Consider the following 16,348-nt stretch of genomic DNA (forward strand, 5'->3'; position numbering starts at 1 on the left):
ACAAGCCAGACTTTTTAATTTCATTTTATACAGTCACCGCGATTTACGCGGCAAAAAATGAGATAAGGTTATTGTCACCCGGCCCGGCTTCCTAAAAGCTCAGTTCAATTGGTTCAAATGAGAATTGACGTACGTGCCTCTGCCCTGCCGGGATTCGACCAGACCGATTTTTCATGTCGTATAAGGAGTCAATCACTTGAGGTGTGACAATCGCCTATCCGCTTTCTCGAAATCAGGACGTTAAGCTATTCGTTTCAATCAGCTTGACAATCGTTTCTACCGCATTCGTTTCATTGTGGGATAACATGGCTTCTTTGTAGGCTTCTCGCTTCGCATAGAGTGTTTCAACACGTTCAGCAAAGGATTCGGGGGTTAGCTCTTCTTCCGGAAGCACATCGGCGTAGCCGGCCTTTTGGAACGATTTAGCATTTAAAATTTGATCGCCTCTACTCGCCTGCAGCGTGAGTGGAATGAGAAGCATCGGCTTTTTCAATAAGAGAAATTCATAAATCGAAGTGGCTCCCGCCCGGGAAATGACCACATCCGACATCGCCATGACGTCCGGAAGCTCGTCAAAAATATATTCGAATTGTTTATACCCTCTCTTGCCGGAAAGTTCGAGGGAGACATTACCATTTCCACAAATATGTACAATTTGGAATTGCGTCAGCAGCCTGTCCAGATTATCCCTGACGGCCTGGTTAATCACTTGAGAGCCAAGACTGCCGCCCATGACCAGAAGAACAGGCTTCCTGGAATGAAAATCACAGAAATGATAGCCCTTTGAAGCTTTTCCGTTTAAAATTCCCTCACGAATCGGAAGTCCCGTTAAAATCGCTTTTTGATCCTGCACATGCTGTATCGATTCCGGAAACGTGACACAAACCTTCTTTGCAAAAGGAATCGAAATTTTGTTGGCAAGTCCCGGCGTCATATCTGACTCATGGATAATGACCGGGATCTTGTTCATCCGGCTTCCAAGAACAACCGGGACGGAAACGAACCCGCCTTTCGAAAAAACGATGGCGGGCTTCAAACGACGTAATAATCTATAAGATTCGTAAACGCCTTTAATGACTCTGAAGGGATCTTTGAAATTTTGGAGATCAAAATATCTGCGCCATTTCCCGGAGGAAATCGGATAAAAAGGAACGCCTTCGCGTTCGATAATGTCTTTCTCGATACCGGTGGCTGAACCGATGTAGCGGACTTCCCAGCCTAACTGCCGAAGCTTGCTCATCAGCGCGAGGTTCGGCGTGACGTGTCCCGCCGAACCTCCTCCGGTAAAAACGATGGTTTTCATGTTATGTCACCTCGAATAACGGGAAATATTGCAGTGAATGTTTCATTTTACCGACAGCAAAGCGTTCTCGACCTGGGCGAAGTGCTTCGCCATCGTTGCTGCGGCCAGATTCGGATCTCTGTCGCGGATCGCTTCGAACAGCTTCTTGTGCTCCTCAAACAGCTTACCGGCCGTATCCTTCCCGCTGTAGAGCCAAAGCTTGCGGCTGATCTCGATGGTGCGGAACATCGCCTCGGAGATGTGTATCATCATCGTTTCCAGAATCGCGTTGCCAGTCGCTTTGGCGATGGCGAGATGAAAGTTCGTATCGTAAATCCGGCTGATCTCTTCGCTGTTGGCGGCGTTGCGCATTTGCCCGATGATTTTGCTTAAGTTTTCGACGTCTTCGGCGGTCCGGTGCTTGGCAGCCAGCTCGGCTGCTCCGACCTCGAGGATCTTACGCACCTGGAGCACCTGCGAAAGCTCGGTGTTCGAATTTTGCAGCGATTCCGGCATGGCCGGAGGCTCGAGCCCGGGCTTCTTGACGTAAGTGCCTCCACCCTGCCGGGATTCGACCAGATCGAGCGCCTTCAGATGGCTGAGCGCCTCGCGCACCGTCGAGCGTCCCACACGGTATTGCGCCGCCAGCCGGTCGATTGTGTCCAGCTTCTCTCCCGGCTTGATCAGTCCCGCTTCGATAATGCGCCGAAGCTCGTCCGTAATGATTTCGTAATTTTTCTTCTGTAAATTCATAGGAATCCCGGCCGGGTTATTTTGCTATTTGACGATTTATCGGCAAATACTTTTCACTGTCCCATGTTATAGGAAAATCAAAATAAGTATGGGGATATGGCTCAGTTTTCAATCGGTAATGCCACCATTCACATTCATATGCGATAAAACCGCTGGACTCCATGATAGAACGCAATAACCGGCGGTTTCTAGCTTCAGCTTCACCGATTTCCTTAGCTTCGTGATGGGAGATAACATCCATCAGATCAAAATCACCGCCCATCGGAACAAGAGCGCCGGTATCCAATCGATAAAGCGTCAGATCAATTGCACTGCCACGGCTATGACTCGATTGAGTCGCTACGTAACCCTTCTTAATCATATCGGTACGGTTGATATTAGGATAATGCTTTGATTTTGTAAGCCCATCTTCAGGCTCTTCAGACCACTGCAGAAAGCGATCCACAGCCCGTTGCGGACGGTAACCGTCCCAGAGAAGCAAGCCATACCCAAGATCAGCTGCCTGCTCCTGTGCCGCATGCAGCGCGGAAGCCAATGCATGGGTACCGACTATACGATTGACTTCATAACCGTCGACCGGTTTTCCGGTGAAATTGTCCCATGTGGCATACTTAGCATCCCAACGAATTCCGGGGAGAACTTCATCAAGGAACACAAATCCTTTTTCCATATGCTTATCCCTCCATCGCTAAAGTAACAACGCGTTCAATCACATCGGCGAGCGTTAAGCCGGCGGCGGCCATCATTCTTGGATAGCGGCTGTATGAGGTGCAACCAGGCATCGTGTTGACTTCATTGAGCACGACTTGCCCGTCTTCCTGCAGAAACATATCCACGCGAGCAAGCCCGCAGCAGCCCAAAGCCCGATAAATCCGCTTCGCTGTTTCTTGTATCCGTTTCTTATCCTGATCTGAAATATCGGCTGGAACCTTGATCGTAGAGTTTTCAGAACCGTTCTCCGGATTTTGTTCCTGATGGATTCGGAAGAAGCCATGTGACAACTGAATTTGATCCACCTCACCAACAAACAAGTCGTTACCGGTTCCGAGCACTGCGCAGCCTACCTCGCTGCCGGAAATCATTTGCTCAATCAAAATTTTTGTATCATATTGCCTTGCTTTTTCGATGGCTTCCGGCAATTCATCCCTATGGCGTACCTTACTGACACCAAAAGACGATCCGGAACGGGCTGGTTTAACAAAGACGGGATAAACCAATTGCTCCGCGTCCGGTTCGTCACCTTTGTTGAATGTCAAATAGTCAGGCGTAGCGATTCCCGCGTTTCTTACGATCACATAAGTCAAAGACTTATCCATACACAGCGCCGAGCTCTGGACATCGCAGCCTACATAGGGAATGCCGGAAAGCTCCAACAGTCCCTGCATGGCGCCATCCTCTCCCATCTTTCCATGCAAAACAGGAAAGGCAACATCCAGGCGGATGATCTTATATTCTCCCTGCTCCATCACAATCACCCCGCGGACATTTCTGTCCGGCGACAACATGGCGGGAATACAATGTCCGCTCTCCCAATTCGCATCGGGATAGTCGCAGAGCTTCCATCCGCCGGCTTTGGTTATCCCGATGTAAAGCGGATCAAATTTCTCCGGGTCAAGGTTTCTGGCGATCTCCTGTGCGGATTTTATGGAGACGTCATGTTCTTCCGAACAGCCTCCGAATAAAACGGCAATCTTGAGCTTGTTCATTTATCTTCTTCCCCTTTCGAATGCCAAGCAGTTCTGAATTGAGTTCTCCACGATATCTTGCAGCGCGTGATCGGTGTAAAAAGCGGTATGCGGCGTAATAATCACATTCGGCAATTTTTGCAGTCGCAGCAGCAGTTGATTATGGATCGGCTTGTTGGTACAGTCGCGATAAAATATACCTTCTTCACCTTCAACGACATCGAGTGCGGCGCCACCCAGCCTCCCAGCTTCCAGAGCCCCGACCAGCGCCTCTGTGTCAATAAGAGAACCGCGTGCGGTGTTAATAACAAAGGCCCCTTGTTTCATGCTTTCGATTCGTTTCCGGTCAAGTATATGGTATGTATCGCTATTTAGCGGCATATGGAGCGTCAGGACATCACTTTGCCGCAGCAGCTCGCTCAGAGTCACATATTCGGCCTTAGCTTGCGGATGCAAGTTGTAAGCCAGTATGCGGCATCCGAAGCCGTTTAGCCGATCAATAACCGCCTGACCTATACGCCCTGTCCCGAGTACCCCCACCGTCATGTCGCGCAGCTCCCGTCCCGGTACAGCGCAAAGCTTGTAATCATGGACGTCTGCCTTGCATAAAACCGACTTTGCATTTCGTATGGACATGAGTATCAGCATCAAAGTAAAATCCGCTACGCTGGCCGGCGAATATGCTACATTGCCAACAGTAATGCCAAGCTGTTCAGCCGCTTCCATGTCAATGTGATTGCAGCCTATGCTTCTTGTGGATATGTAAGCGATGCCGTTCTCTTTGAGGGCGCGAAGAGTGGAAAGATCTATTTCCGTTTTATGGTTAACGCTTATACAGCAATTGCCCGATGCCAACGCGGCGTTTTCTGCCGATACCGCGGATTGGACGATCGTCGGTTCAACACCATAATGCGGTGAATACCTTCTGAACAAATCCGCTTCGTCCTCTTCACATCCGTAAATCGTGATTCCTTTTTTCTCCACGGGGTCAACCATCCTTTCTGCAAAATAAAAAGCCTGTCTGCTTTGATAAACCCATGTTATCAAAAGCGGCCAGGCCGTTTTTTAATATGGAGTTGATGAATTCCTAAGAAAATCCTAACATCGGATTGAGTTTTTCCTAATGTCTAACAGGTAAAGATACCGTAAAGGTAACTATGTTCTCTTTGCTTTGAGCCTCAATGGTTCCACCGTGCAGGGTGACGATTTCTTTGGCGATGGACAACCCTAACCCGGAACCGCCGGTGCCCGCCGTGCGCGCTTCATCCAAGCGATAAAACTTCTCGAAAATAGCGGCCAGCTTGTCCGGTGGAATGGTATTGCCTTGATTTTGAAAAACGATCTTTATCGAACCTTCCATTTCCTCTGCAGAAATAACGATTTCCGTGTTGGGGTAGCTGTAGGCGGCCGCGTTTTTCAGAATATTATTGAAGACCCGCGCCAGTTTCACCGGGTCGCCGTACACCGTCAAATTTTCGTCTGCGTGAAGTACAGTGGTATTTCCTTTTTCGGATAAGATCGGATAAAACTCGTCTGCCATTTGCACAAGCATGTAGTAAAGGTCTATCGTTTCCTTTTCCAGCTTGATTTGCTGCAAGTTGTACCGGGTGATTTCAAAAAACTCGTTGATTAGTTTCTCCAAGCGATAGGCTTTGTCGAGAGTAATGTGAGTATATTTGGCTCTCTTCTCCATGGGCATATCGGGAGCCTCGTCCAATAAACTCAAGTAACCTATAACCGATGTAAGCGGAGTCCTGATGTCGTGGGCCAAATAAACGACCAAATCATTTTTGCGCTGCTCCGCTTCCTGAGCAGCCTTTTTCTGTCTTTGCAGCTGGTCCTTTATGGTATTCAGACGATTTTCCATGAAATCCATCTCCGGGGAGAGGGATATTCTATCCTCCGAATCTTCCACAAGCCGATCCATGCCGGAGCTGATTTCATCAAAATATTTTGTGAACCACGAGATAAAGAACCGGGAATGAATGACCAGCAAAACCAAAGTCAAAAGAAACAGAATGATTTCTATGTTATTGCGAAATACTAACTGATAGATTTGCTGTGCAGCGGAATTATCCAGATCAAAAGTATCAATCAGAAATTGAACGATGCGATCTCCAATCTGTCCACGTAGAATATCCCGCAACAAAAAAACGGTAACGACAGCGGAAACCGTAATCAGCAGCATCTGTAAAAAAGCTTTTTGCTTCAACCTTGCATAATTGCCCTTCTTATTGCTTTTCAATTTTATAGCCGACCCCCCATACGGTCTTGATATACTTTGGGTTTTCTACAGTATCGCCCATTTTTTCACGCAAGTGACGGATATGAACGGTGATCGTATTGTTGCTTTTGCTGTAATACTCGTCCTTCCAAATCTCCCGAAATAGTTCCTCGGCACTTACCACGCTGCCCTTTCGTTCCAGTAATATGCGGAGTATGGAAAACTCGGTGGGTGTCAGCTCGAGCGGTTTTTCATTCAGGAGGCACTCATGCGAGTTTACATTCATAACCAAACCGGAATGGACGATTACAGGGTCGGCAGCAAGCGCAGACTGCATCGTGTTGTATTTTTTATAGCGCCGCAGCTGTGCTTTTACACGCGCTACCATCTCAAGCGGACGGAACGGTTTTGTGATGTAGTCGTCGGCACCCAAGGTGAGCCCCGTAATTTTATCCGTCTCTTCATCTTTGGCCGTCAGCATAATGATGGGATATGTATGCCGTTCCCGTATTTTCTGGCAAAGCGCAAAACCATTGATATCCGGCAGCATAATGTCCAGAATGGCAAGGTCAAGCTCCGTCGTTTCAATGCAGGAAAGAGCTTCCTTTGCGGCATAAAACTTGAGCACTTCATAATTTTCATTTCGCAGATACACTTCTACTAAATCCGCTATTTCATGCTCATCGTCAACAATGAGAACTTTAGCGCACATGATTTCAGCTCCTTTTCAGACAAAACCTTGGCATCCTACTATTTTACTAAATTCGGTAACTTTATTTATGATTTTTCGCATGAGAAATTATTAAGATTTTCATAAGGCCGCTTTACCCATAATACAGAAAAAGCCGCGATTTACACGGCGTATTTAATGAGACAATGTTGTTGTCACCCGACCCGACTTGTAACGGAACGCAGCACGTCACACCTGCCGGACTACGTATTCAGAGCCATAGAACCCTGTTGAGGGGAGCGATATGTTTGTGGAGGGCATCATCTCGCATATGCAATATAGATATTCAGAGGCGCAATCTCACCACGAATAAATAATATAATAAAACAGGTAATCCAATTGCTGATAGTATTGTGATTGCTGTACGTACTTTTTTCTCATCTCGTAGTATAAACAATAAAAACTTATACCCTACAATACCAACTAATCCACCGAAACAATTTAAAATTATGTCATCAATGTCTGATGCTCCAATGCCTAAAAGCCCCTGAATGATTTCAATAAATAAACTCACTATGAATATAAATAGCAAATTGATTATTACTCTTTTATCGGTTTTGAATAATGATAAATATGTGCCAAGAGGAATAAAGATCATTATATTGCCAGCCACATTGGCAAACGCGAAATTTTTTATAGTGGCAGAGCTGGTAAATATATATTCCTTTATACTGTAAAAAGGAATGAGATTGATTGACCTGTTTAAAGTCCTTTGACTATTTAACAAATCAAAAAGCGAAACTCTTGATAAGAACAATAACTTAAATAAAAAAAGGATGTAACAAATGAAAACTCCATATAAAAAGACTGTTTCAATTCTCTTTAGTTTATTTATAATACTTCCATTTTTCATTTCTTCCCGCCTTCTCTCTGACCTCATTCGATTAACCACTTAATGGTAGAAATAGAGATCCTTCAATACGTATTAACCCCTGAAGAAGTCAAACGATTTGTTCAAAGGTTCTCATTTCCTCTTTTTATCATATTTTATTACATTTAAACTCAATAAATTTAATTTCTTCTTGTGCGGCACTGACTCCTGCTTTTAAGAAAAAATAAAGAGCTGCAGCAATGAACTGCAGCTCTCCGTAATATTGAAGCTCTTTATTAACCTAAGAAAGCAATAGAACGTTTTACTTTCCTTGCAAATGCGATGGGATTGTCAATGGACTCCCAGTGAATATACATAAGACGCGGCTTCTCATTAAGCCAGTGATTATGAACTGCCGTTACTTTAATCCCGTTTCTGCGAAGGTTTGACAGCAAACGATTGACTTGGTTTTGGAATAGCGCCGTTTCCCCCAAACAAAGTGCTCGTCCCGATTTATCCAGCGATTCAAACGAAAACAATTGGTAACGGACCAATGGGGATGTTGTACGTCTACCTAAAATAGTGGCATTGATTCTTCTATTTCTAGAGACAAAACAAACCGGCCCCTTAGTAATTTCATGCTCTGTTCCACCCAAAATGGTTGAAAATTGATTGCATAGTTTTTTAAAACGGGGACTTACGACCACTTTTTCCGTCATACGAATCCATCCTTTCATAAATGAAGTGAACCTACAGCTCCAAACTGAGCAGCCAATTAACCCAAGAATGCAATGGATTCTTTGGTTCTTTTTGCAAATACAACCGGATTCATTATGGCTTCCCAGTGCATATACATTAATCGAGGGTTTTCTTTAAGCCAGTGGTTATGAAGCGCTGTCACTTTTATTCCGCGTTTTCGGAGATTCGACATCAAGCGATTCACCTGATTTTGATGAACGGCAGTCTCGCCCAAGCACAGTGCGCGCCCCGACTTATCGAGCGATTCAAAGGAGAACATTTGCATTTGAACTAACGGGGAGCGCGTTCTTCTTCCTAGGATCGATTCCTTTAAGTTCGTCATTCGCGTGACAAAACAAACCGGACCTTTTTCAATTTCCGATTCGCCTCCCAAGATTTTTCCGAATTGCATACAAAGCCTTTTAAATCGTGGACTTACCTTCACATTTTCCGCCATATGAATCCTCCTCCATCGTAGTACAACATAACGTATGTTAAACGACGGAAAATGAATTGGACGAGACACTATTGCTTTAAAAATATGCGTTTAGTCCGAATACCGATCATACTTCAATAATGAGGGAATGTAAGAAAACCCAGCATCAAGATCGTTGCTAGGTCCTTTTGTATGCAACTTTATCCCATAAATAAAAAAGCCGCGATTTACGCGGCATTTAACGAGACAGTATTACATAAAAAATTATTTATTAGTTGACATCTATATATCCAGAAGCATCACATGAACCAGTACAGCCAATAGTCATATTAATTGAGGTTATTGAGTTATTTGTAGGAGGCAGATTCCAATAATTCCAAGCCAACGATGCCGCGCCATCAATTTGTGTGTCAGGATAAGAATAGCGACTATAGGTTATCGATGAATCAGGTTGTACCCATCCTACTGCAAGTAAATTATTATTTTGATCTGTCAATTCGTACCACACTTCATGGCCACCAAAATTATTTACATTAAAAAAGGAAACACTATCTCCTTCAAGTAATCCTGTAGAATAAGTTTGACCATAAGTGTCTAAATAAAAATTTGCATCGCTTGCGAACGCAGGCACAGCAACCGTGAACAAACATGAAGCAGCAAGCATTAAAGATATCAATCTCTTTTTCATTAAATAGTCATCCTTTCCTATTTTAAGTAGTTAAACGGTTTAGTTTAACAAAATTAATTATATCCCAAGCAGATGATTACATATATAGGTTTAAATGTTTAAATTACCCTGTGATTCTGCTGTTTATTTGTCCAGCAATTTGCGAATCACGATCTCATGCACGGGAAAAGCGATTCGGGGGAGCTCCTCGTAAGAGAAATAACCTATTTGGTCGATGTCGTCTCCCGCACGAAGCTCGCCGCCAGTCTCTTTGGCCAGAAACCAGATCATGACGCTCTGTTGCTCGGGATTATACCATTCAGTGCCCTTATACGGCTCGCCATAAAGGGAAGTAACCGTATAGAGAGAGGTAAGCTCTATGCGCAGCCCCGTCTCCTCCAACATTGGTTGTAGAATCAGCCGCAAATCATGTTTATTCACTTCCAATCCATTGACAATCCTTTATCTTTTGCACACAAAGTACGTGATGCTTTAACTGTTTTAGGTCCATAATGGTGTGAATATTATTATCCGGCATTCTCCAATGGTACTTATTGTTTATTATCATTGGAATGTGAAATATTATCAATTCCCATTCAAATGGTAGATTCATACGCTGTTATTTCTCATAACTGTACATCCGCGGGATCATCTTGATCATATTGCCGTCTTCCCATGCCTTCAGCATGTCGGACATAAACTGCTGCCACTTTACGTTGGCCGGATCGTTCTGCAATTGCGCCATGGCCGCATCGAAATCTTCCACCAGCATATATGCAAACAGTGTCCCTTCATGGTAAAAAATATGATAGCTGTGGATGCCAACCTCGCCAAAACGGCGCTCCAGCTCCGGATACACATGCTCGTGCCGCTCCTTGTAGGCGCCGAAATCCGCAGGATCGATCTTTAAGACGAATGATATGTGCTGCATACACGGTTCACACTCCTTATTGTTTTCGATTGGAGGGAACGCCGGCACATCAACAGTTGGGTTCCCTCCGCTCGCTACTAGTGCACATGCCGTTACAGGGTAACGGTAGGACATTTCAAGAGACGTCCGACCTTATCCAGAACCGAAGCGTTATGGCCGATCGACATCGCGCAATGATGCGTCGGCGCTTCGGCGAACCAACGCTCCATGTAGTCGTCCGGATGCAGCGTGAATTTAACCGGCGTCTGCGTATTGCCGATCCGCATGATCGGCCCGTCGGTCGATTCGCCTTCGCTGATAATCAGCTTCAGCTTGCCGTCGCCGGTCTGCGTCACGTTCAGCGTTGTAATCGGCCCCGCCTTCACCTTCGCTTCCACGGATACGCCGGTGCCCTGCTTGCCGTGGTACAATCCCATCCCGCGCAGTATCGGCTTGCCATCGGATATCGCGATATGAAATGGCCCGTCATGGCCGAGCAGGATTGTCTCATCCTCATAATCGACGACGACGATTTCCGAGAAGCTGCCCCCTGTGCCAAGAATATCGCATATTTTCATCGCAACCGCCGTCTTTAAGTCGCCCTCCCCGGAACAAGGAATGCCCCGCGCCGTGAGCAAGGAGTGGCCGACAATGAAGCCGCCCTGCAGTTTTTCGTACTCGCCGCCTGGTGCCCCGTGGTAATAATAAGTGAGCGCGTCGAGATCGAATTCCCGCACGAGACGCTCTTGCGCCGCCGCTACCCGGCACGACCATTCCATCTGCTCTTCCGTCGGCTTCCGGGCAATCGGGTCGGAGGGCGAGTCCCCGCTGATCCGGAACATCGCTTCGATCTCGGCTCGCTTCGCTTTAACCTCCGCATCGGTCACTTCCCTGAGCTGCCGGTCCAGATCGCACATTTCGAGCACTTCCACGTGAAGGCCGGTTTGCGCCTGGATCATCGTAAAATCGCTGTACATATCGAGCATCCCGCTGTACGTATTGCCCAGAAAGCCGAACCGGCTGTGGCGAAGCGTCCGGACCACGGCGGCGGCGCAAATCCATTCTTCGATTTGCTTCCACGCGCGCACCGCTTCTTTTCGCTCATGCGTAATCTCGTTCGTCAGTGAAATGGCCGGCGTATAGTCAAGTCCAAGCAAGCCGTTGATGACCTTAAAGTCAATGCCGCTTCGATTAAAGGCATTCGAAATTTCCGGAACTGGGCATGCGCCGCAATGACCGAGCCATTCGCCTGTCGTCGTCTTCTCATAGTTGATCCGCTCCGTCGGCTGAAGATTCAGAATGACGACGGGGGCACCGCACTGCTGATGCACAGGGAGCACCGTGGAGCTGGTAGAGTAGGTAGCCGAATGGCAGAAGACGAGATCGACATTGCGGGCATTCAACCACTCCCCCGCCGCTCGCCCTTCCGCCTCGGTGTCGACCAGTCCATAGTTGAATACCTCCGCCCCAAGCGAAGTCATTTTCTTTTCCAAAAAAGCGCCGTACTCCTGAAGCCGCTCCTTCAGCCCGGGAAATTGGCTCCAATACGCCCGAAGCCCAATGGAATATAAGCCGATTCGCGGTTTACGGGTCGCTTTGATCGGTGTTAGCAGGGACATCCTCCCACCACTCCTTGTACAGAAATTTAGTAATCCTCAATCGATTGTAACGGCTTACATTCCAAAAAACATCGAAGAATCTTGCCCGCTTATCACAGTATCTTGCATAATAAGAGGACAAGATGTACCACAGGGAGGCCATGCGGTATGGAGCGCTACAAATTAAAGGCCGAGCTCGACTGGAGTCCCGCTTCGACCCGACTGATCGTCACGCCGAGCCTGCCGGCGAAATCGATGTTCTATTACGTGCAGGAAATCGGCCACCTTCGCGCCGGCCCTCAGTACTATACCGAGCGCGAGCACCTCCATTCGTTTCTCATCGTACATACGCTCTCCGGCTCGGGAACGCTCGAATATCGGGGGCAAACCTATGCCGTTCGGCCCGGTCAAACCTTTTTCATCGATTGTATGGATTACCAGCACTACTATACAAGCCGAACCGGCAGCTGGGAGCTGCTGTTCGTTCATTTCAACGGCAGCGCCAGCCGCAGCTATTTCGATCATTTCATGAGAGATGGAACGCCCCTATGCGACGTTGCCTCCGTTTCTCCCATTTCGGAGCTGATCCGCCGGTTAATCGAAACCCATCAAACCAAGGACGTGCGTACGGAGTATATTGCTTCCGCGCTGCTGGTGAACCTTCTTACCGAACTGTCGCTGTATAAATTGAGAGGGAACTCGGAAGAAACCTCACGTTTTCTGCCAAGCTACTTGGAGGAAATCGTTCAGCATTTGAATCGATGCTTCCAGGAACGAATTACGATGGACACGTTAGCCGGCCGCTTCGCCGTCAGCAAATTTTATTTGGCGAGAGAATTTAAGAGATACATGGGGATCGCTCCCATCGAATACGTCATCCGGAACCGGATCACCGCCGCGAAGGAGCTGCTGCAGTTTACGGATCAACCGGTGGCGCAGATTGCCGAGCAGGTCGGCTTCGACCATGTCAGCCACTTTATCAATATGTTCAAAAAGCAGGAACAGCTGACACCGCTCGCTTTCCGAAAAAAATGGCGCGGGAATTGACGAAGACGTCGCAGAGGACAAAGTCCCCCAAAAGTGACGTGAACCTTTGCAGCCTATTCCGATTACTTTTGGGGGAGCCCCCTATTATCCACAAAAATTAGCTTTGCATAATTTCCTTAAGCGAGGACAAAAAAAGAATCGGCGGGTCGCTTTCGACCACCGCCGATTTTTCTCACGATAACCTGGAATTAATATACTTTCTTCCACTCGCCGATATTTTTGGCATCGAATTTAAACGGATCGCCGAGCATAATTTGCGTTCCACTGCCGTCCGCAATGATCTGCTTGTCGCCGAGGCGTCCGGCCTTGAACTTGTCACCGACTTTGCCGGTGATCGTGCCTTTTACAAGCGCGTCAGCCGTATAGCCTGCCAGGTAGCCGACATCGACCGGATTCCACAGATACATCCATTGCGATACGCCGCTTTCAATATATTGAGCCATCTCGCTCGGCAGACCGAGACCGGTCAGCTGCACCTTGCCCTTCAGCCCTTTATCCGTCAGCACTTTGCCTGCCGCAGCGATACCGACTGTCGTCGGAGCGATGATGCCTTTGAGATCCGGATACGATTTCAGAAGCGCTTCCGCTTCCGATACGCTCTTATCACGCAGATCGTCGCCATATGCCACTTTCACCAGCTTGATGTCCTTGTACTTCGGATCCGTCAGCTCCTTCTTCATCCATTCGATCCACGTGTTTTGGTTCGTCGCCTGGGATGTCGCGCTGAGCACGACGATTTCGCCTTTGCCGCCGATCATCTCGCTGATCGCCTGCACCTGTACGCGGCCGATCCGCTCCGGATCCGCTTGGTTCACGTGCACGAGGCGGCTCTGCGCATTAACGGCGGAGTCCAGCGACAGTACCTTAATGCCGGCGTTCATCGCTTTCTTCAAAGCAGGCTGCAGCGCATCCGGGTCGTTCGCAGCGATCGCAATCGAGCTGACTTTCTGCGAAATGAGCTCCTCGATCATTTTAATTTGCGCTTCCGCCGTCGGTTGATCCGGCGCTTTCAGAATCGCTTCTCCTCCAAGCTCGGTGATGGCGTTCTTGAAGCCTTCCATTTGCTTCTCGCCGTAAGGATTGCCCGTGTTCTTGAAAATAATGGCATGCTTGCTCTTCGCGCCGGAATCAGCCGGTTTGGCGGTCGAGTCCGCCGGTTTCGAGCCGCTCGCCGGCGCTGCGCCGTTATTGCTGCCGCAGCCCGCCAGCATCGATAAAGTCAGTACAGCGGTCAAACATGTGGATAACAGTTTCTTCATTTCGTAAACCCTCCTTTAAAATTTGGCAAAGCTGAGCATGCTTTGAAATCGTCAGCTTTTTTATAAAAACACCCCGAAGCGCCGGAACATGCCCAACGCCCTATCATCCTCAGCTTCGGGCTGTAATATATCCTCTACGGCTTGCGCAGCTTCGCACGATTCAGCTTCGGAATCATCACCGCGAAGATGAGCAGCAGTCCCACGATAATCAGCAGCATCTGTGCCGGCACATTCACGAGTCCGAGCCCGTAGCTGAGCAGGCCGATCAGGAATACGGCGAGGATCGCGCCGATCATTCTTCCTTTGCCGCCCGCGGTGCTAATGCCGCCGAGCACAACCATGGCGATCACGTCCAGTTCGTAGCCTGTCGCGACATTCGGCCGCGTGCTGCCCATTCTGGAGGTTAAGAAAACGGCGGTGACCGCGGCCATCAGGCCGGCCAGCGCAAACACGATCACCTTGATCTTATCGACTTGAACACCGGAAAACCGGCTCGCCGTACTGTTGTTGCCGATCGCGTAAATACGCCGTCCGAACGTCGTTTTATGCAGGAGCAAGCTGTAGATGACGGCAAAAAACGCAAAGGCAATCAGAATAAACGGAACACCGCCGACATATTCCCAGCCGAAGAAGCTGAACCATTCCGGAAATTGCCCTTTCGCCTGATCCTCCAGGATCATATAAGCGATTCCCCGGTAGATGATCATCGTCGCCAACGTCACGATCACGGAAGACAGTTCCTTAAACTTAACGATCAGCAGCCCGTTAACGAGACCGCATACCGTTCCGACGATCAGACAAATGACGATGGCCAGTTCCATCGGGACGCCCCTGTGATACAGGTCGGCCATAATGACCGAAGACAACGCGACCGTGGAAGCAACGGAAATATCGATATCGCCGAGAATCATGACGAGCACCATCGGCAGCACGATAAATGCCTTGTCGAGAAAGCTCATCGTTGCGTCGCGAATGCTTTCAAAGTTCCAGTAGTAGGGTGAAAGGTTCGTGTTCATGACATTGACGATAATCAGAATGACGACGAGCAGCCATTCCCATTGAAAAAAGAACTGCTTTACGCTAAACGGCTTGTTGTGCTGCAGCGTTCTTGCATCCATGAGCTAGATCTTCCTCCTCATGAGGTGGTTGCGGTCCACACCTCTTTTGACTAGGGCATTGATGAGGACGGCAACGAGGATAATACCGCCTTGAATCGCCATTTGCCAAAATGGCGAAACGTTGATGAGCGGAAGCGCATTGTTCAGAATCCCGAGCAGAATTGAACCGAGGATAAGGCCGGATATTTTCCCCGAACCTCCGGCAATGCTGACGCCGCCGAGCACACAGGCCGCGATCACGCTTAACTCATACCCCATTGCGGTATCGCCTTGTGCGGATGCAAACTTCGAAACCCACAGCACGCCGGCAAGGCCCGACAACGCTCCCATGATTGTATACACCATCCACAAAATTCTGTCGTTATTGATACCGCTTACTTTCGCCGCCTCGGGATTGCTCCCGACCGCATAAATTTGCCTGCCGGTCCGCGTATGATTGACGAAGTAATAGAAGAACACGTAGATGACGACGGCGATAAAAATAAGCGTGTTCAGTCCGAAGATGGACCCGGTCGCAATAGCTTTAAACGAATCGGGCATTTGATGGGCACTGACCCATTTTCCACCGCTGACCATAAACGTCAGCCCCCGAAATACATTCATCATCCCTAACGTGGCGATGATCGGAAGAATGCCCATTTTGGATATCAGGAAACCGAGAACAACGCCGCATACGACGCCAACCGCCGTTCCAAGCACGATGGCGAGCAGAGGATGCAGCTCCGGGTTCGCGCTTACGGTAAGCGCGGATATCATCCCCGATAAGGCAAGCGTTGCGCCGATCGAAAGATCGATGCCCCTTGTTACGATAACCAGCATCATCCCCACGCTTAATATGCTGAGAATAGCCGTATTGGTTACAAGGTCGTTCACATTTTCCAAGGTTAGAAAACTTGGGTTCCGCACCTGGACAAGAATGGATAGCAGCAATATAAAGGCAAGCAATCCCAGCTCGCGGAACTTGGCGATGTTCGCGCTGATCGATGCTTTGCGAGACATGTTCCCCCGGGCAATTGAAGTTGAAGTTTTCTCTAAGGCTTTATCAGCCATGATGCACCACCTTTGAATTCATAATGCTTTCCGACATGAC

19 protein-coding genes are annotated in these 16,348 nt (G+C 48.2%); 2 read left to right on the forward strand and 17 right to left on the reverse strand.

Features of this window, described 5'->3' with window-relative positions; all coding sequences use genetic code 11:
- Positions 1–232 precede the first annotated feature (232 nt).
- The 12 genes from MYS68_RS11045 to MYS68_RS11100 form a co-directional block, all read right to left on the reverse strand.
- On the reverse strand, positions 233–1,303 hold the full coding sequence (locus MYS68_RS11045) for an undecaprenyldiphospho-muramoylpentapeptide beta-N-acetylglucosaminyltransferase (RefSeq protein WP_248925891.1): 1,071 nt from the start codon (positions 1,301–1,303) through the stop codon (positions 233–235).
- Between the two features lie 42 nt (positions 1,304–1,345).
- On the reverse strand, positions 1,346–2,035 hold the full coding sequence (locus MYS68_RS11050; RefSeq protein ID WP_248925892.1) for a FadR/GntR family transcriptional regulator: 690 nt from the start codon (positions 2,033–2,035) through the stop codon (positions 1,346–1,348).
- Positions 2,036–2,051: 16 nt separating this feature from the next.
- Entirely contained in the window at positions 2,052–2,705 is a 654-nt protein-coding gene (vanX, locus tag MYS68_RS11055) for a D-Ala-D-Ala dipeptidase VanX (RefSeq protein ID WP_248925893.1), read from the reverse strand.
- A gap of 4 nt (positions 2,706–2,709) precedes the next feature.
- Positions 2,710–3,741 (reverse strand): D-alanine--(R)-lactate ligase, encoded by a 1,032-nt coding sequence (gene vanA, locus MYS68_RS11060; protein ID WP_248925894.1) that lies wholly within the window; start codon positions 3,739–3,741, stop codon positions 2,710–2,712.
- On the reverse strand, positions 3,742–4,704 hold the full coding sequence (locus MYS68_RS11065; RefSeq protein ID WP_248925895.1) for a D-isomer specific 2-hydroxyacid dehydrogenase family protein: 963 nt from the start codon (positions 4,702–4,704) through the stop codon (positions 3,742–3,744).
- A 136-nt stretch (positions 4,705–4,840) separates the two neighbouring features.
- Positions 4,841–5,971, reverse strand: coding sequence for a vancomycin resistance histidine kinase VanS (gene vanS / locus MYS68_RS11070; RefSeq protein ID WP_248930877.1), 1,131 nt, complete (start codon positions 5,969–5,971; stop codon positions 4,841–4,843).
- Positions 5,952–6,656, reverse strand: a complete 705-nt coding sequence (vanR, locus tag MYS68_RS11075; RefSeq protein ID WP_248925896.1) for a VanR-ABDEGLN family response regulator transcription factor — start codon at positions 6,654–6,656, stop codon at positions 5,952–5,954. Before vanR ends, vanS begins: the two co-directional genes overlap by 20 nt.
- A gap of 304 nt (positions 6,657–6,960) precedes the next feature.
- Positions 6,961–7,527: a VanZ family protein gene (locus MYS68_RS11080; RefSeq protein ID WP_248925897.1), complete on the reverse strand. Its 567-nt coding sequence runs from the start codon at positions 7,525–7,527 to the stop codon at positions 6,961–6,963.
- 254 nt (positions 7,528–7,781) lie between these two features.
- On the reverse strand, positions 7,782–8,204 hold the full coding sequence (locus MYS68_RS11085) for a DUF1259 domain-containing protein (protein WP_248925898.1): 423 nt from the start codon (positions 8,202–8,204) through the stop codon (positions 7,782–7,784).
- Between the two features lie 56 nt (positions 8,205–8,260).
- Positions 8,261–8,680 carry a DUF1259 domain-containing protein gene (locus MYS68_RS11090; RefSeq protein WP_248925899.1) on the reverse strand — a complete coding sequence of 140 codons (420 nt, stop codon included), beginning with the start codon at positions 8,678–8,680 and terminating at the stop codon, positions 8,261–8,263.
- 250 nt (positions 8,681–8,930) lie between these two features.
- Positions 8,931–9,347: a hypothetical protein gene (locus tag MYS68_RS11095; protein WP_248925900.1), complete on the reverse strand. Its 417-nt coding sequence runs from the start codon at positions 9,345–9,347 to the stop codon at positions 8,931–8,933.
- A 123-nt stretch (positions 9,348–9,470) separates the two neighbouring features.
- Positions 9,471–9,773: an NUDIX hydrolase gene (locus MYS68_RS11100; RefSeq protein WP_248925901.1), complete on the reverse strand. Its 303-nt coding sequence runs from the start codon at positions 9,771–9,773 to the stop codon at positions 9,471–9,473.
- Here MYS68_RS11100 and MYS68_RS11105 point away from each other — a divergent pair.
- Entirely contained in the window at positions 9,756–9,839 is an 84-nt protein-coding gene (locus MYS68_RS11105; RefSeq protein ID WP_248930878.1) for a hypothetical protein, read from the forward strand. The two genes, MYS68_RS11100 and MYS68_RS11105, sit on opposite strands and share 18 nt — an antisense overlap.
- A gap of 106 nt (positions 9,840–9,945) precedes the next feature.
- Here MYS68_RS11105 and MYS68_RS11110 read toward each other — a convergent pair whose 3' ends face one another.
- Positions 9,946–10,257 (reverse strand): L-rhamnose mutarotase, encoded by a 312-nt coding sequence (locus MYS68_RS11110; RefSeq protein ID WP_248925902.1) that lies wholly within the window; start codon positions 10,255–10,257, stop codon positions 9,946–9,948.
- A gap of 92 nt (positions 10,258–10,349) precedes the next feature.
- Entirely contained in the window at positions 10,350–11,855 is a 1,506-nt protein-coding gene (locus tag MYS68_RS11115; protein WP_248925903.1) for an L-fucose/L-arabinose isomerase family protein, read from the reverse strand.
- Between the two features lie 147 nt (positions 11,856–12,002).
- On the opposite strand from MYS68_RS11115, the gene MYS68_RS11120 reads away from it, so the two are divergent.
- Positions 12,003–12,881 (forward strand): helix-turn-helix transcriptional regulator, encoded by an 879-nt coding sequence (locus MYS68_RS11120; RefSeq protein WP_248925904.1) that lies wholly within the window; start codon positions 12,003–12,005, stop codon positions 12,879–12,881.
- A 188-nt stretch (positions 12,882–13,069) separates the two neighbouring features.
- Here MYS68_RS11120 and rhaS read toward each other — a convergent pair whose 3' ends face one another.
- The 3 genes from rhaS to MYS68_RS11135 form a co-directional block, all read right to left on the reverse strand.
- Entirely contained in the window at positions 13,070–14,140 is a 1,071-nt protein-coding gene (rhaS, locus tag MYS68_RS11125) for a rhamnose ABC transporter substrate-binding protein (protein WP_248925905.1), read from the reverse strand.
- Positions 14,141–14,274: 134 nt separating this feature from the next.
- Positions 14,275–15,258, reverse strand: coding sequence for an ABC transporter permease (locus tag MYS68_RS11130; protein ID WP_248925906.1), 984 nt, complete (start codon positions 15,256–15,258; stop codon positions 14,275–14,277).
- Between the two features lie 3 nt (positions 15,259–15,261).
- Positions 15,262–16,257, reverse strand: coding sequence for an ABC transporter permease (locus MYS68_RS11135; protein ID WP_248925907.1), 996 nt, complete (start codon positions 16,255–16,257; stop codon positions 15,262–15,264).
- Positions 16,258–16,348: the final 91 nt, after the last annotated feature.

Source organism: Paenibacillus hamazuiensis, from assembly GCF_023276405.1.
Classification (GTDB): Bacteria; Bacillota; Bacilli; order Paenibacillales; family NBRC-103111; genus Paenibacillus_AF; species Paenibacillus_AF hamazuiensis.

What these genes read in the sequence shown, in the direction of transcription:
- MYS68_RS11045 (WP_248925891.1), bottom strand. Translation starts at nt 1,303, where the DNA reads ATGAAAACCATCGTTTTTACCGGAGGAGGTTCGGCGGGACACGTCACG.
- MYS68_RS11050 (WP_248925892.1), bottom strand. Translation starts at nt 2,035, where the DNA reads ATGAATTTACAGAAGAAAAATTACGAAATCATTACGGACGAGCTTCGG.
- vanX (WP_248925893.1), bottom strand. Translation starts at nt 2,705, where the DNA reads ATGGAAAAAGGATTTGTGTTCCTTGATGAAGTTCTCCCCGGAATTCGT.
- vanA (WP_248925894.1), bottom strand. Translation starts at nt 3,741, where the DNA reads ATGAACAAGCTCAAGATTGCCGTTTTATTCGGAGGCTGTTCGGAAGAA.
- vanR (WP_248925896.1), bottom strand. Translation starts at nt 6,656, where the DNA reads ATGTGCGCTAAAGTTCTCATTGTTGACGATGAGCATGAAATAGCGGAT.
- MYS68_RS11080 (WP_248925897.1), bottom strand. Translation starts at nt 7,527, where the DNA reads ATGAAAAATGGAAGTATTATAAATAAACTAAAGAGAATTGAAACAGTC.
- MYS68_RS11085 (WP_248925898.1), bottom strand. Translation starts at nt 8,204, where the DNA reads ATGACGGAAAAAGTGGTCGTAAGTCCCCGTTTTAAAAAACTATGCAAT.
- MYS68_RS11090 (WP_248925899.1), bottom strand. Translation starts at nt 8,680, where the DNA reads ATGGCGGAAAATGTGAAGGTAAGTCCACGATTTAAAAGGCTTTGTATG.
- MYS68_RS11095 (WP_248925900.1), bottom strand. Translation starts at nt 9,347, where the DNA reads ATGAAAAAGAGATTGATATCTTTAATGCTTGCTGCTTCATGTTTGTTC.
- MYS68_RS11105 (WP_248930878.1), top strand. Translation starts at nt 9,756, where the DNA reads ATGTTTATTCACTTCCAATCCATTGACAATCCTTTATCTTTTGCACAC.
- MYS68_RS11110 (WP_248925902.1), bottom strand. Translation starts at nt 10,257, where the DNA reads ATGCAGCACATATCATTCGTCTTAAAGATCGATCCTGCGGATTTCGGC.
- MYS68_RS11115 (WP_248925903.1), bottom strand. Translation starts at nt 11,855, where the DNA reads ATGTCCCTGCTAACACCGATCAAAGCGACCCGTAAACCGCGAATCGGC.
- MYS68_RS11120 (WP_248925904.1), top strand. Translation starts at nt 12,003, where the DNA reads ATGGAGCGCTACAAATTAAAGGCCGAGCTCGACTGGAGTCCCGCTTCG.
- rhaS (WP_248925905.1), bottom strand. Translation starts at nt 14,140, where the DNA reads ATGAAGAAACTGTTATCCACATGTTTGACCGCTGTACTGACTTTATCG.
- MYS68_RS11130 (WP_248925906.1), bottom strand. Translation starts at nt 15,258, where the DNA reads ATGGATGCAAGAACGCTGCAGCACAACAAGCCGTTTAGCGTAAAGCAG.
- MYS68_RS11135 (WP_248925907.1), bottom strand. Translation starts at nt 16,257, where the DNA reads ATGTCTCGCAAAGCATCGATCAGCGCGAACATCGCCAAGTTCCGCGAG.